This window comes from Streptococcus sp. 11273D007BT (assembly GCF_053547195.1).
Window position 1 is genome coordinate 1686122 of the sequence record NZ_JBPWPE010000001.1, and the last position, 15248, is coordinate 1701369.

Sequence of the window (15248 nt, forward strand, 5' to 3'; positions counted from 1 at the left end):
ATCACTTAAAATATTTCTCCAGTGTTACTTGACTCTTCAACCCTAAGGTTTTAGCAATCTCCAAACTATTAAGGCCTTTTTGTTTCTGACATAAGATATACTGCTCTCTTAATCTTTGAGCATTTAAATCTGATAAACCTTGCTCTTCCAAGAAAAAGCGCAATTGGTTAAAAATCCATTGTCGCGAATAGACCTTCCCCTGATGCTCAAAAAGATAAAGCTGTGAAGAAAGATAATCCTCTAAATACTCTGCCAAATTAGAAGATAACTTGATAATACGATGATGCCCGTCACGACTAATAGCCATCACCTGAAAAGTAAAATCAATGTCTTCTACTTTTAATTGAAGTAACTCATTCGGTGATAAGCCACACTCCAAAATTAACAAGGCAATCAATTTTCCTTTAGGATAGTCAGTTTGAACAGAATAAAACTCCAAATCCAGCACTGCATCCTGTATCGGTTCTTTATCTAATTTTTCGCGATTTTCCAAACGAAAATAATGCTCAACTGCTTGCTTAGAATAAAGATAATACAAAAATTGATTGACTATAGATATTTTCCGTTTTTTAGCAGATACTTTTAAATCCACTAGAGAAGCTTCGTATAAGCGTAACTTACTCTCTCTTATTTGTCCATCTACAACTTTCACAAATTGTTGCAAATCATAATAATAAGATTGCCGAGAATTTGCCGATAACTTCTTCTCCTCAATAAAAGCTTCTACTAAATCTAATATCATCACTCAATTCCCAAAATCATCTTTCTATTGTGATCGTCTGCCATTAGGATAAACGTCTTTTATAAAAGGTCATTAAAGCATTCACCATCACTGCCTTTTATTTTTTGGTAATGCTATAATGATCCGTAAATTCATGTAATAAAGCATTAACAGCTTTTAAAACAGCTTTACGGGTAATAATCCCAACAAAACTGTTGTTGTCTGTCACTACAGGTAAAAAGGGATTATCAACAAGCTTATGCAGTACCTCTGTTAAACTAGCATTTAAATTAATGGTTTCAATCTTATCACTCACAGCTAAAGCAATATCAGTCTGTGACAATTCCCAGTCTGCCAACTCATGCTGATAGCGATAATTCATGATATCAGACATACTGATGGTCCCAACATATTTTTTATCATTAGTAATCACAGGGACTCTAGAATAGCCGTTATTTGCCAATAGTAGCATCACATGATCAATGTGGTGGGTATCTACAAAAATTGCCAACTGATCTGCAGGGATAAGGTAAGTATCCAACTGTCCCGTCAAAAAGTCTTCAAATTCTTTTGCAATCATCTTGAAAATTCCTTTGATAAATCAGAGTATAGTTGATGGTCTCTAGTATAGTAACCAACTTTAATAGTAGCCTCATCAATTTCAATCTTAGCATACAAACGTTCGTTAATCTCTCCTCTAGGTTGAGAGACACTCCCTGGATTGATAAAAAGTGTTTTTCCGTTTTTCCAAGCAGCTGGACGATGTAAATGTCCATACAAACAAATATCAGCATCAGCTTCCTGTGCAAATAAATCTAAGCGATGCCACTCAAAATTAATGTTATATAAATGTCCATGTGTTTGGGCTACCACGAGATCAGGAAACTTTGTCACTCGATTTTCTGGATAGCCACTATCATAATCACAATTTCCACGAACAACTTCTATCCCTGACCAGATGACATCATCTGACGGGAGCTCCGAGTCTCCATTGTGAAAAATAGCATCGACTTTTCCTAAATATTTCTCCCGAATGGCTTCAACAATCTGGCGATCCCCATGGGAATCACTCATTACAATTAATCTGTATTTTGCCATGATGGAAAGACCTCCATTAACTTCTTAACAGCTTGACCACGGTGAGATATTGCATTTTTCTCTTCAGCAGATAATTCTGCTGATGTTTTCCCAGTTTCCCCTACTAAAAAGAGCGGATCATAACCAAAACCATTTTCTCCTTTAGGAATAGTTGCAATATACCCATCCCAGTCAGCTTCTACAACTAAACTTTCTTTGTTTGGTGATGCAACAACTAAAGTTGTATGGAAATGAGCAGTTCGATTTTCCATATCAAAAACCATCGCCAACTCATGCAATAATTTAGCATTATTCGCAGCATCTGTGGCATCTGGACCCGCAAAACGTGCTGACCAAACTCCTGGCATTCCTCCTAAGACATCGACCATTAACCCTGAGTCATCTGCTAAGACCATCTTATTAGTTAACTGCGAAATCGTTTCTGCTTTTAATCGAGCATTTTCTTCAAAGGTCAAACCAGTTTCTGCCACCTCGGGTAAGTCAGGGTAATCGTTAAGGTTCTCCACCTTTAACCCTAATTTCCCAAATAGCTTACGGAACTCTTTTGTTTTTCCTTCATTGCGTGTCGCAATCAAGATAGTATCTCCAATAGTCTTAGTTTCTGAGGATTTTCCAAAAAACTCTTCTAAACTAAGACCTTCTTTAGGCAAGTGAACCATCAATACTTGGTTAGCCTCTGTCACTAGAAGCGCACCTTGATGTTGCACTAATTTTAACTGACGATTTTCCTGATGATTAATAGTATCAATTAAAAAGCTATAAAAACTAAAGATAGATCCCAACATCGCCACATGGACTTGAAGCTTATCAATTTTTAAGGTCTTAGTTAACTGATGAAATGCATCTTGGAGACTCTCATAAGTCTCATCTCTACCAAAACAAGTCAAGTCATTAAAGGCATCAAATTTTGCAATAAAATAATTTTTCTCATCTTGATAGTTATAAATTTGGTCTGTCATAATTCTACATGCTCCACTCTAATATCTCTCCCTAACCAAGCCTCCGCAATTTCTTTAAAAGCCAAGGGACTAGCTGTGGTATAAAACTGGTGATTCAACTCATCGCCTTGCCTACTACGGTTAATTTCAAAATAATTTAATAAGACTGAGATGTCCCGAACACATTCTGCACCGCTATCGATCAACTTTACCTGTGGTCCCATAACATTTTGAATAATCGAACGCAGTAGAGGATAATGGGTACAACCTAAAATCAGTGTATCAACTTTTCCCACTAAAGGAGCCAAAGTTTCATAAACTACCTTTTTCGCTAGGCTGGTCTGCGTCTCATTTGACTCGACGATGGGAACAAATTTAGGGCAAGCTAAACTTTGAACACGCATTTCGGGTGCTAAACGATTAATTTTTTCTTTATAAATATCTGACTCAATCGTCATGGGAGTCGCGATAACACCTATTTCACCACCTACAGTAGATTTAATAGCTGCACTAGAACCTGGCAAGATGACACCTAAAACTGGAATATCTAGCTTCTCTTTAACCTCTTCCCAAGCAACAGCCGTTGCGGTGTTACAAGCAAAAACGATCATTTTAACATCTTTGGTCAACAAAAAATTGACCAACTCCCAAGTATAAGCTTTAATTTGTTCAGCAGGCCTAGGACCATAAGGCGCACGGGCTGAATCACCGATATATATAATCTCTTCATGAGGCAGTTGTCGCATCAACTCGCGGACAACCGTCAGTCCTCCAACACCTGAATCTAAAAAACCAATTGGTCTATTATCCATTTTATCTTCTTTCTAAAATAAGACTAGGGTTCCCTAGTCTTATTTCAAAAAATTATTTTTTCTTTTTAGCTTGTTCTTTAGCAGCTTTTTGTTGTTTGTTCATTTGGCGAACAACCTGTTGCACCTTAGCTTCACTAGGTTTTTGACCCATTTGACTCATCATAGTACGAATCACATCAGCATTAAGGGGCGGATTTTCCTCAAGATAGTTTTCCATTTGACGACGGGCAATAAAGGTTCCCCCAACAAGACCTGCAACAAGAGCAACAATAATCAATAAAATAGCAATCCAAACTGGCATCATATTTTTTCTCCTAGTTTTTTTACTCACCTATTATAGCAAATTTCTGATCATTTGACAAAAAAGAGGAAGTCCTAAAAGTTAAATAATTCTATGATTGGACCTTTTATAAATAAAAAGATTGAATTAAATCCAATCTTTCTATCAATCTTAAAAATCAAATCCTTCAACAGTTGTGAAATAATCTGATGGAGTTTCAGCACGACGAATCAAGCGAATCGTTCCATCTTCTTGGTAGAGTAATTCTGCCGAGCGAAGTTTAGCATTATATTGATAACCCATAGAAAAACCATGCGCACCCGCATCATGAATGACTAAGGTATCCCCAATTTTTGTTAGAGGTAGCTCTCTTTGTACAGCAAATTTATCATTATTTTCACAAAGTCCACCGACAACATCAACAACTTCCTTTTCATTGCCATTTGGATTGTCCATGTTAGTAATGTGGTGATAAGAACCATACATGGCTGGGCGAAGAAGGTTGACAGCACTAGCATCTACTCCAACATATTTTCGGTAGGTTTCTTTACGGTGTAAGACCCTTGTCACTAAAAGACCATGTGGAGCTAACATAAAACGTCCAAGCTCTGTAAAGATTTTCACATCACCCATTCCAGCAGGTGTTAAAACCTCCTTATAAGCCTTTCTTACCCCCTCACCAATAAGAGCAATGTCGTTTGGCTCTTGATCAGGATGGTAATTTACGCCAATACCGCCTGAGAGGTTAATAAAGCTCAATGTCACCCCTGTTTTTTCACGAATCTCTAAAGCCAATTCAAATAACTGACGTGCCAAAACAGGATAGTAATCATTGGTAACGGTATTTGAAGCTAAAAAAGAATGAATCCCAAACTCCTTAACCCCTGCTTCTTTTAACTCTTTAAATCCTTGTAATAACTGATCCTTGGTCATGCCAAATTTTGATTCTTCTGGATGATCCATAATATCTGTTCCTAAGGCAAAAACCCCTCCTGGATTATAACGCAAAGAAATTGTTTCTGGAAGACCTGCAACCTCTTTTAAAAATGCAATATCCTCGTAGGCATCTAAATTGATGGTCGCCCCAACCTCTTTAGCATAGACGTATTCTTGAGCTGGAGTATCGTTTGAAGAAAACATGATATCCGTAAAGCCCATTTTATGGCTCATTAAAAGTTCGACTTCTGTCGCACAATCTACTCCACAGTTCTCTTCCTGAAGAATTTTTAAAATAGCTGGTGTTGGAGTGGCTTTCACCGCAAAGTATTCTTTAAATCCTTTGTTCCATGAAAATGCTTGATTTAAAGCACGTGCTTTCTCACGAATTCCTTTTTCATCATAAAGATGAAAAGGTGTTGGGTATTCTGCAGTAATATTATCTAAAGCTTCTTTACTGATAAATGGTGTCTTCATAGGCTCTCCTCAAAAATATATTAAGGGTATTATAACAAAAAATGAGAATGAATAAAAGATGATTTTTAACAAGAAAAAAGCTAGGGTAACATCCCTAACTTATCTATCTAACACTATCTCTTGCTCTTAAGAAGCGATAAATAAGGCAAAGAAACTTGTTCCAGCCATGTCAGCTAAGGCATGACCTAAGAAATACGGTGTCAAATTGTTATTTTTTCTCGTATAAAGGTAGTAATAGAATAAACCAAATGGAACCCCAATAACCAGCGCTGACGGCAAGCCTTGGTAAGTGTGGAAGGATGTTCTAACAATCGTTGAAAATAGAAGTACCCACGGACGTTTCTTTTGACTTGTACTCAACAAAAGACCTAGGAAGAAAAACTCTTCGTAAAAACCATTAAATAAAGAATAAATAATACGACTGGCATCTAATGACATAAAGTATTTAATAGGTGTCATAATAGACCAATCATAATAAGGCAAATAACTTAAGTAGTTATAGCCAGATTTGATACCTGGAATAAAGGAATAGAGCGTAAAAGTTAAGTCACTGATCAGTCCCGCACCTAAAAAGATCAATAGTCCCCATAACAACACATTCCAAGAAAGCTTCACCTTTAACTGTTTAAAATCAAAACGACGAATCAACAGATAGAGGATGGCTAAAGCTAACAATTTGGCTTGATTACCTAGTGCCCACCAGTTATCAGAAGCTGTAAACGAGCTGACTCCTGTATCGGCTGCTTCTGTCGCTGAAAAGGATGCTATCCAATAAAGCGTTGAAGTATAAATAGAATTTCCCCAAATAATAGCAGTTAAAATAATGAGATCAAACCATTTGAGCTCTTTTAATGGCTGATCTGGATGAATGTGTTTCAGTAGGTTTTTCACCTGTCTCCTCCTAAAAATAAGTATTAGTAATGAATCATTACCTTTTCTGATCACTATCTTATCTTAAAAAGCTTATAACAAGCTTAATATAAGAGGGGGAAAGCATAAAAAGCTAGGTTAAATCCCCAGCTTCTTATTGTAGCGCTTCATAAAGTGGCCTACCATCTTATCTGCAAGAGACTGTTTACTCTCAACGTAAGATAAGGCGTCAGATTTTTATTTACGCTGTTTACCAGCATTGCGGTTACTTTTAGATTTAGTAGTTACCGATTTTTGAGCTTGTGGCGTGACATCCTTGCGTGTATGAGATTGAACAGCTTTTGGAGGATTTTCTTCAAACTCTTTGGCAACTTTTTGACGTAATCGTGGCTTAAGCACATACATTGTAATCAATTGTTGGAAAATCGAGAAGAAACCTCCGACCAACCAGTATAGCCCCACTCCTGCAGGAAGGTTCATTGACATGAAGACCATCATCAAAGGCATCATGAACATCATAGAACGCATTTGCTGTCTTTGCTCCTCAGGAGCACCGACCATCGAAAGCCATGATTGAACAAAGTAAAGGACTGCTGTGCTAAGTGTTAAAGTCCAGCTTGGATTTCCTAAGTCAATTCCAAGAAAAGTACTCTCTGCAACACCTTCAGTAAAACGAGCTGCATAAAATAGAGCTGAGAAAAACGGCATCTGAATAAGGATCGGTAAGCAGCCAATGCCACCAAAAGGACTCACACCATATTCTCGTTGAGCTGTCATAAATTCAGTCTGCGCAGCTAATTTCTCTTCTTGTGTCTCTGCATTTTTCATGCGTTCTTGTATCGGACCAAAAACAGGTTTTAAAAATGCCATTTTTTCAGACTGATAGGCAGCCTTCCAAGATTGTTGGAGACCAAGTGGGAGAATCACAAATCGGACAATAATGGTCACGATAATAATAGCCAAACCAAACCCTAAGCCCAAATCATTGGCAAAGTATTTAATAGCATGGCCCATAGGCTCCACTAAAAGTTTATAAACCCAGCCTTCACCAGTTGGTTTTCCATTTTTTTGTTGAACACAGCCTGACAAAAAAAGAAGTAAAGACAAGGATAGTCCTGAAAAAAGGACGCGATTAAGTTTCTTTTTCAATGGTAATCATTCCTTCTAAATAGATAATATCTACTTATTTTAACGTTTTTTTGAAAAATACTCAATACTTCTAGAGACTGATTTTTTAGTTAGCCATCCTAAAATCACTATAATTGGAAAAAGCAGCCATTTGCACATCACAATAGTCCACTTTTGCTAAACGTGATGGCCCTTTACGAATTTCTTGAATAAACTTAGCCATTTTATGACTATCGTCTGATTGAGCAAGAATTTCAACTGTACCATCATCATTGTTCCAAACACGCCCATAAATATCACCTAACTCGATAGCTAAGGCATAAGTCGAATAGCGAAAACCAACTCCCTGAACACGACCAGAAACTAAAATACGAACTTTTTTCATTGTCTTTCCCTCCTCAAATTGGTTATAATAGCTATATGACTATTATAACCTCAAAATCCAATAATTTAATCAAAAAGACTAAAAAATTATTGCAAAAAAAACATCGAAAACATTCTTACCTCATTGAAGGATGGCATTTACTTGAAGAAGCTCAAAAATATGGGGCAGAGATTTTAAATCTCTTTACTCTTGAGTTGTATGCTGATCGTGTCACTCACTTTGATCAGGTTCATTTAGTGACAAATGACGTCTTAAAAGAACTCTCAGATACTGCTACACCCCAAGGGGTCGTAGCAGAAATTGCATATCCTAATCTAGACTTTCCTCAACAGCTTAAAGGTAAATTTTTGATTCTTGAAGATGTTCAAGATCCTGGAAATGTGGGAACCATCATCCGAACAGCTGATGCAGCAGGATTTGATGCCATATTTTTATCAGAAAAAACAGCTGATCTTTATAATGCCAAAACACTTCGTGCCATGCAAGGATCCCATTTCCATCTTCCTATCTACCGACAAGATATCTTTAAGATCATCAAACAGTTGCAGGAAGATCATATCTGCATTCTAGCCACTACTTTAGCACCACAATCCGTTGATTATAAAGCAATTCAAGCACCATCTTCTTTTGCTCTTGTCATGGGAAATGAAGGCAGTGGTATTTCTAAAAAAATGGCAGAGCAGGCCGATCATCTTATCCATATTACTATGCCTGGTCAGGCAGAAAGTTTAAATGTTGCCGTTGCTGCAGGAATAGTGATTTTTAGTCTTGTTTAAGCTTTTGTGCTATAATAAATCAAGAGGTGAAAAATTATGAAAGCCTACAAAGATAAAGAATATATGGAACATGTTGGCCATCTCATCCAACATCCTCGTGTTCAACGATTAGAAGAAATTGTTCAACATCACCATTCTAATCGCCTAGAACATTCGATAAATGTTAGCTACACTAGTTACAAATTAGCCAAACGTTTTGGCTGGGATGCAAAAAGTACTGCCCGTGGTGGACTATTACACGACATGTTTTACTACGATTGGCGTACCACAAAGTTTAAAAAAGGACATGCTTGGACTCATCCTCGTATTGCTGTTAGAAATGCTAATAAAATCACAACCCTAAACAAAAAAGAAGAAGATATTATCTTAAAACACATGTGGGGAGCTACTATTGCACCGCCACGTTACAAAGAAGGGTATATCGTCACTTTTGTCGATAAGTATTGGGCAGTGCGTGAGGCTATGCGTCCTTTAAAAAAAGTATGGCCGAGAGCACGACGTTTTAGCAGAAAATTTTTAGGTAGTCACCATCATTAACATATCAAAGGAGAATATATGAATCAACAAACCGTTTACACGCAAACAGACTCTGGTTTAGCCAGCTTCTTTACAAAAATTTATAGCCTAGTTGGTATGGGGATCGGCTTATCAGCCCTAGTAGCAGCTCTGATGACAACCGTTTTTAGAGATAATATGGTAGCCATCATGACCAATGCTCCTTGGTTATATATGGCAGCAGGCTTTATCGAGCTAGCACTTGTCTTTGTCGCTTCAAGTTCTGCACGAAAAAACAGCCCTGCAGCTTTACCTATCTTTTTAACTTACTCAGCTTTAAATGGGTTCACACTTAGCTTTATTATCGCACAATATACAGGAGCAACCGTTCTTTCCGCCTTCTTATCTTCTGCTCTTCTATTTTTTGTGATGGCTCTGATTGGACGTGTGACAAACAAGGATCTATCAGGAATGCGGAAGGCCTTAATGGCAGCCTTGATTGGGATTGTTTTAGCTAGTCTGGTTAATATCTTCTTAGGAAGTTCTGGAATGAGTTTCATGATCAGTATTATTTCCGTTGTGATTTTTTCAGGACTTATTGCCTATGATAACCAGATGATTAAAAATGTCTATTATCAAACTAGTGGACGTGTTCAAGACGGTTGGGCCATTTCTATGGCGTTAAGCCTCTATCTTGATTTTATCAATCTTTTCCTAAACCTTTTACGCATTCTAGGAAGAAATGACTAAAAAAAGTCTATTATCTTCTCTTAGCTCTTTAAACAATAGTAAAAACCTGCTAACTTATTTTTAGCAGGTTTTTACTATCTATTTTTCAACTGATTTTCAACTGACTTCCTTTACTATTTTAATTAGCTTAGTAGTGGATGGATACTTATACTAATAAAGATACTGGACATAGACATCCGTGATGGCTATGCCCTCACCCACAGAATAATGAAAATAACCACAAATCTCTCACCAGGTGTATAAACTTAGTGAGAGATTTGTGGTTAACGAACCTTTTCTTATGCGTTGGGGCTTTCCCACTCCCTTTATAATATTTTTTAGCAATAGAATAGTATTAAAGTGTTTTCTCTACTTTTATGATTTCTACTTCATAGCTTCCAGCTGGTGAGTCGATTTCAACTTTATCCCCAGTTTTTTTCCCAATTAAAGCATGCGCTAAAGGACTTTCATTGGAAATTTTCCCTGCAAAAACATCCGCTCCTGCAGCTCCAACAATAGAATAAACATCTGTATCATTTGTACCGACTTCTTTGACAGTAACTGTCTTTCCAATCGCTACTTCATCCTTAGCTACAGCATCACTATTGATAATCTCAGCGTTACGGAGTTTGGTTTCAATGGTTGAAATTTGACCTTCAACAAAAGCTTGTTCATCTTTAGCAGCATCGTACTCACTATTTTCAGATAGGTCGCCATATGAACGGGCAATTTTGATGCGCTCAACAACTTCAGGACGACGAACAAGTTTTAACTCTTCAAGTTCTTGTTCTAACTGTTCTTTTTCTGCTAAAGTCATTGGATATGTTTTTTCTGCCATTTTATTTCTCTCTTCTTTCTTTTTTTGTTTTTCTTTAAAAAGAATGTGGTTTCCCACATTTCTTTTAATTACTGCTTGATGATGTCGTTAATTTACTATTAACATATTTCTCAACATTAGCAGAATGGGTTTCATAATCTTCTGCAAAATAAACCTCACCAGTAGTCACATCAGCTACAAAATAAAGGTCATTCGTTTCAGCTGGTGTAATGACTGCTTTAATAGCAGACAAACTAGGACTATCTACTGGACCAGGCATTAAACCTGTATTCACATAAATATTATAAGGTGAGTCAATTGAAGTATCAATCGTTGCATCTTCTGCTAAGGTTGTTTTTTCACCTAATTTATCCATTGCGTATAAGATAGCGATATTGGACTGAAGAGGCATATTCTGAGCTAGCCGGTTATTAAATACTGCTGCAATTTTTTGACGATCTTTATCGCTTGAGCCTTCTTTTTCAACTAGAGAAGATAGGGTCAAAACTTCATTGACTGTCATGTTTTGTTTACTGATACTATTATAATATGGATCTAAATTAGTATCCATAGCTGCAATCATTTGCTCAACAAGATCTTCCAAAGTGGTATCTTCGTAATAATCATACGTTGCGGGGTATAGATAACCTTCCAGTTGATACTTCACATCTGATTTTGATGGGAGACTTTCTAACAACTGTGGATACTTCTCTACCATACTAGCAATAAAACTATCATCCTGAATCAGATTTAAAAACTCTTCGCTCGTAAATGGTGTTTTATCACTTGTGGTCTTTGTATTAACGTTATTAGAAATAGAGGCTGCAATTTGCTTAATAGTATATCCTTCTGTAATACGAATTTTACCAAGTGCAGGACTAACTGGTTCAGAAGTCCCACCTTTTTGCAATTCTTTTGCAATTTCCTCTACTGACATATTGGGTTGTAAATTATAGTAACCACTCTTGAAGTTAGCAAAGTTTTTAAACTTAGTATAATAGTTGAAGATAGATGCACTCTTAATCAGACCTGCTTCTTCTAAAATATTTCCAATTAACTTATTTCCCGCACCTTCTGGTACCTCAACTTGAACATATTCTGTTGATTTGCTATTAACTGGTGCCAAGGCGGTAGAAACATAACGATAACCCACAAAAGCTGTCGCTAGTGTTAAAAGTACAATAATCGTGACCAAGATTGCCGAAATTCGCATGGCAATCACATTTGTTTTTCGCTTTCTCATAGTAGTTGTATCTACTAGACCTTCCTCTATCTCATCATTTGATGATGTTAATACGTGATTCTCTGATTGATCATCTAGATGGTCGATATCAATGACAAGCTCCTCATCTTCCACAAATTCTGGCTCTTCTGCGAAATCATTTTCACCTAAATCAGCTTCTTCAGTCTGATCGGATGTCTCACTCAAACTAAGAGCATCTGAGGAATGATGAGTATCCCTTGTTGTTTTAGTGGAGAGATTTTCTTGTGCTAAGACACTTGCTAGCGAAGCTTTAGCCATCTGTTGAGGTGTTTCGGCCAAATCAGAGCTTACTTCAGAAAAAAGACTATCTTCCCCTTTTTTGAAAGCTGTTTCTTTATCCGAAAATGAATCTGATTTTTGGGAAACTTGCTCACTAGCTGCTTTTTTATAGGCTTCTTCTCTAATTTTCTGTGCTTGAGCAATTTTTTCAGCTACTTTTTGAGCTTGTCTTTCAACCTCAACTCGTCTAGCTTCCTCTAACGCCAACTTACGCTCTTCTTCTTGAGCACGTTCTTGTGCTTCTTCTTTTAAGCGCTCCAATCTTGCATTTTCTTCTGCTTGAAGTCGAAGGGCTTTTTCTTTTTCTTCTGCTTCTTTTAAAGCTTTGGTTAGCTCCTCTTCACGACGTTTAGCTTCTTCTGCTAATTTTAATTCTTCTTCACGACGACGTGCCTCTAGTTCAGCTTCAGCAATCGCAAGCTTCAGCTCTTCTTCACGGGCTTTAGCAGCAGCCAAAGCTGCTTCGCGTTGCTCATTAGCTTTTTTAATATCTTCTAGAATCTTCGCTTTAAAGCTTCTGACTTCTTTTTGTTTATCGTCAAAATTATCGGTCAAAATATGGCCTCCTAATCATTGTCAAACGCCATTATACCGTAATCCATTCACAAAAGCAATATTTGGAACTATTTGTTACAGTTTCTTAACACATTTTAATGAAAATAAGGATTTACCCAAACCATATTATACCAAACACTACCACCATGGTTGGACTCAGATAGGCCTCTATCTTCAAATCCATTCATACTATAGTAGGAAATTAACTCATCATGACAAGTCAACGTAATCCCTTGCCGATGAGTTGAAACTGCTAAGTCTTTCATAGCAGCTAAAAGTGCCGTTCCAACGCCTTGACCCTTAAAATCGGCGTCAACCGAAAGACTGGTAATGGCGATATAGCCACCTTTGTTATTATTTTCTTTCACTTCATGAAAGAGTTCATCAGTAATATACTCATGTGGAATAACGGGCCCCTCAATATAACCCGATATTTTTCCATCTATCTCTGAAATAAGAAAAGTATCACTAATTTTTTTTACCCTCTCCCGCATAGCTTCTGGAGTAGCGGCTTCATTTTCTGAAAAATTAGCTTGTTCAATACGAACAATATCTGCTAAATCTTCCATTTTTGCTTGTCTAATGATCATATTTCCTCCTAAATAAAGACTTAAGCCGGAATAAATTATTCCAGCTTAAGCGTTTTTTATTGATTATTTTGTGTCAAATTAGATAACAACTCCTCAAACGAGCGTTCGTAGAGCTGAATATCTCCTGCTCCCATAAAGACATAAACGGCATTATCATGATTGAGAAGCGGTGAGACATTTTCAACGGTCACAACCTTAGCAGGCTTACTAATTTTATCTGCTAAGTCTTCAACCTTTACTTCTCCTTTATCCACTTCACGCGCACTACCATAGATTTGAGCTAAATAAACAGAATCTGCTTCGTTTAGAGCTTGCGCGAACTCATCTAGAAGGGCAATGGTACGTGTAAAGGTATGAGGTTGGAAAATAGCTACAATCTCTTTACTTGGATATTTTTGACGTGCCGCATCTAAAGTCGCGACAATCTCTGTTGGGTGATGGGCAAAGTCATCAATAATAACTGTGTCGTTAATCAATTTTTCAGAAAAACGTCGCTTCACCCCTGAGAAAGTTTTCAAATGCTCTGCCACCAAAGTCATATCAAAACCTTCAATGTATAGGTTTGCAATTACAGCCGTTGCATTTAAAATATTGTGGCGTCCATAAGCAGGAACATGAAATTCTCCCAAAACCTTATCTTGAAACTTCACTTTAAAGTTAGAACCTGATGTTGAACGTTTAATGTCATAGGCTACAAAGTCATTTGTTTCATCAAATCCATAGTAATAAATTGGAGCATCTGAGGTAATCTGACGAAGTAACTCATCTTCACCATAGATAAACAGTCCCTTTTGAATCTGCTTTGCATAGTCGTTAAAAGCATTAAAAACATCATCAATACCTGTAAAATAGTCTGGATGATCAAAATCGATATTGGTAATAATACTGTACTCTGGATGATAAGGCATAAAGTGACGTTCATATTCATCTGATTCAAATACGAAATATTGACTATGTGCCGACCCTCGACCAGTACCATCACCAATCAAAAAGGAAGTATCTGTAATATTTTTCATCACATGTGCCAATAAGCCTGTTGTGGAGGTTTTTCCATGTGCTCCTGCCACTCCAAGACTTGTAAAGCGACGCATAAACTCACCTAAAAATTCGTGGTAACGTTTAAAAGGAATCCCGTTAGCAACAGCATAAGCAACCTCGATATTATTATCTGGACGAAAGGCATTCCCTGCAATCACTTCAATATCATCTGAAATATTAGATTCATCAAAAGGAAGTAATGAAATACCAGCTTTTTCTAGACCGTGCTGAGTAAAATAATATTTTTCAACATCACTCCCTTGTACTTGATAGCCCATTTGATGTAAGAGTAGAGCTAGTGCACTCATACCTGAGCCTTTAATGCCTATAAAATGGTAGGTTTTCGTCATGTTTTCTCCTTTAATATCAATCTTCAAATCGAGTCAAATTTAGCTCTTGGGCCACCCTTTTTTCAGTTTTTAACTGCCTATCTGGATAATTGTAAATCTGACTTTTCTTTAAGAAATCATAGTTGTTTTTCTTTTTAGTAGTATTCTTTTGATTTTTAGGTTGCTGATAGCGATTAGGAAGTTCTGCTAAGATATAAGTTTCTTGTCTCAATTTATCAGAAAATCGAGATAACTCTGTCATTGGCTTAGATGACTTTAGTATTTGACCAGACTGAGTTTTAGATTGTGGTTTTTGATAAGATTCTGTTTTTATTGATGAACTTGCTTTACTTGATAGCACTGGACTGGTTTTTATTTTATTGGATAGATAGTCTTGGCGCTTTCTTTTCAAATCGCGTTTAGAATTTTCCCTCATCTGTTCAGCGTAAGTCTTATCCTCAGATACCACCACTTGTGATACTCTAGTTGTTTCTTCCTTTATAGCCGATGAGATAGGACGTTCCTGTAAAGTCTCTTGATAATCCTTATCCTGATAAGTACCATGGATATTGGTAATCAAATCCTCAGTTTCATATAATTTCATGATTTTAGGCTGTTCCACAATAATTTCATGATCAGCCACTAAGGGGAATTTCCTCTTTTTACGATCCATGCTACCCTTCCTTTCTATAGCATTCCTATTATAAACTAAAATAGAAAAGTTTTCAAAA

The 15248-nt window shown here is 36.9% G+C and carries 18 protein-coding genes; 3 read left to right on the forward strand and 15 right to left on the reverse strand.

The annotated features are described in order from the left end of the window. Nucleotide 1 precedes the first annotated feature (1 nt). The 10 genes from xerD to ACEE75_RS08620 all read right to left on the reverse strand — a co-directional run bounded on the left by xerD (nt 2) and on the right by ACEE75_RS08620 (nt 7645). Nucleotides 2–742: a site-specific tyrosine recombinase XerD gene (gene xerD / locus ACEE75_RS08575; protein WP_447574333.1), complete on the reverse strand. Its 741-nt coding sequence runs from the start codon at nt 740–742 to the stop codon at nt 2–4. Between the two features lie 97 nt (nt 743–839). Continuing rightward, entirely contained in the window at nt 840–1301 is a 462-nt protein-coding gene (cbpB, locus tag ACEE75_RS08580; RefSeq protein WP_427894250.1) for a cyclic-di-AMP-binding protein CbpB, read from the reverse strand. After that, a complete protein-coding gene (locus ACEE75_RS08585) occupies nt 1298–1819 on the reverse strand; it encodes a metallophosphoesterase (RefSeq protein ID WP_447574332.1) in 522 nt (173 codons plus the stop codon). Before ACEE75_RS08585 ends, cbpB begins: the two co-directional genes overlap by 4 nt. Continuing rightward, nucleotides 1801–2778, reverse strand: a complete 978-nt coding sequence (locus tag ACEE75_RS08590; RefSeq protein WP_447574331.1) for a nucleoside-triphosphate diphosphatase — start codon at nt 2776–2778, stop codon at nt 1801–1803. Before ACEE75_RS08590 ends, ACEE75_RS08585 begins: the two co-directional genes overlap by 19 nt. Then, nucleotides 2775–3569 (reverse strand): glutamate racemase, encoded by a 795-nt coding sequence (gene racE / locus ACEE75_RS08595; RefSeq protein WP_447574330.1) that lies wholly within the window; start codon nt 3567–3569, stop codon nt 2775–2777. Before racE ends, ACEE75_RS08590 begins: the two co-directional genes overlap by 4 nt. A gap of 52 nt (nt 3570–3621) precedes the next feature. Further along, nucleotides 3622–3870 (reverse strand): YneF family protein, encoded by a 249-nt coding sequence (locus ACEE75_RS08600; protein ID WP_321058534.1) that lies wholly within the window; start codon nt 3868–3870, stop codon nt 3622–3624. A 150-nt stretch (nt 3871–4020) separates the two neighbouring features. After that, the gene (locus tag ACEE75_RS08605) at nt 4021–5262 is read right to left on the reverse strand and encodes a diaminopimelate decarboxylase (protein WP_447574329.1); all 1242 of its coding nucleotides are present in this window, start codon (nt 5260–5262) and stop codon (nt 4021–4023) included. Between the two features lie 126 nt (nt 5263–5388). Further along, nucleotides 5389–6153, reverse strand: a complete 765-nt coding sequence (locus tag ACEE75_RS08610; protein ID WP_447574328.1) for a CPBP family intramembrane glutamic endopeptidase — start codon at nt 6151–6153, stop codon at nt 5389–5391. A gap of 216 nt (nt 6154–6369) precedes the next feature. Further along, nucleotides 6370–7281, reverse strand: a complete 912-nt coding sequence (yidC, locus tag ACEE75_RS08615; RefSeq protein WP_427894259.1) for a membrane protein insertase YidC — start codon at nt 7279–7281, stop codon at nt 6370–6372. 85 nt (nt 7282–7366) lie between these two features. Then, a complete protein-coding gene (locus ACEE75_RS08620) occupies nt 7367–7645 on the reverse strand; it encodes an acylphosphatase (RefSeq protein ID WP_354369518.1) in 279 nt (92 codons plus the stop codon). Nucleotides 7646–7680: 35 nt separating this feature from the next. Here ACEE75_RS08620 and ACEE75_RS08625 point away from each other — a divergent pair, with 35 nt between their 5' ends. From ACEE75_RS08625 to ACEE75_RS08635, 3 genes are read left to right on the forward strand one after another with little or no spacing between them, the layout of a single operon-like run. Then, nucleotides 7681–8421 carry a TrmH family RNA methyltransferase gene (locus ACEE75_RS08625; protein WP_354369517.1) on the forward strand — a complete coding sequence of 247 codons (741 nt, stop codon included), beginning with the start codon at nt 7681–7683 and terminating at the stop codon, nt 8419–8421. A gap of 36 nt (nt 8422–8457) precedes the next feature. Next, nucleotides 8458–8958 carry an HD domain-containing protein gene (locus ACEE75_RS08630; RefSeq protein WP_354369516.1) on the forward strand — a complete coding sequence of 167 codons (501 nt, stop codon included), beginning with the start codon at nt 8458–8460 and terminating at the stop codon, nt 8956–8958. An 18-nt stretch (nt 8959–8976) separates the two neighbouring features. Then, on the forward strand, nt 8977–9666 hold the full coding sequence (locus ACEE75_RS08635; protein WP_447574327.1) for a Bax inhibitor-1/YccA family protein: 690 nt from the start codon (nt 8977–8979) through the stop codon (nt 9664–9666). A gap of 334 nt (nt 9667–10000) precedes the next feature. Here the strand turns inward: ACEE75_RS08635 and greA are convergent, their stop codons facing one another. From greA to ACEE75_RS08660, 5 genes are all read right to left on the reverse strand, one after another. Next, nucleotides 10001–10483: a transcription elongation factor GreA gene (gene greA / locus ACEE75_RS08640; protein ID WP_354369512.1), complete on the reverse strand. Its 483-nt coding sequence runs from the start codon at nt 10481–10483 to the stop codon at nt 10001–10003. 64 nt (nt 10484–10547) lie between these two features. After that, nucleotides 10548–12560: an endolytic transglycosylase MltG gene (mltG, locus tag ACEE75_RS08645; protein WP_449164843.1), complete on the reverse strand. Its 2013-nt coding sequence runs from the start codon at nt 12558–12560 to the stop codon at nt 10548–10550. A 95-nt stretch (nt 12561–12655) separates the two neighbouring features. Next, nucleotides 12656–13150, reverse strand: a complete 495-nt coding sequence (locus ACEE75_RS08650; protein WP_447574326.1) for a GNAT family N-acetyltransferase — start codon at nt 13148–13150, stop codon at nt 12656–12658. A 56-nt stretch (nt 13151–13206) separates the two neighbouring features. Beyond that, complete coding sequence (murC, locus tag ACEE75_RS08655; RefSeq protein WP_447574325.1) at nt 13207–14538, reverse strand: UDP-N-acetylmuramate--L-alanine ligase; 1332 nt, start codon at nt 14536–14538, stop codon at nt 13207–13209. Between the two features lie 16 nt (nt 14539–14554). After that, nucleotides 14555–15190, reverse strand: a complete 636-nt coding sequence (locus ACEE75_RS08660) for a hypothetical protein (RefSeq protein WP_447574324.1) — start codon at nt 15188–15190, stop codon at nt 14555–14557. Nucleotides 15191–15248: the final 58 nt, after the last annotated feature.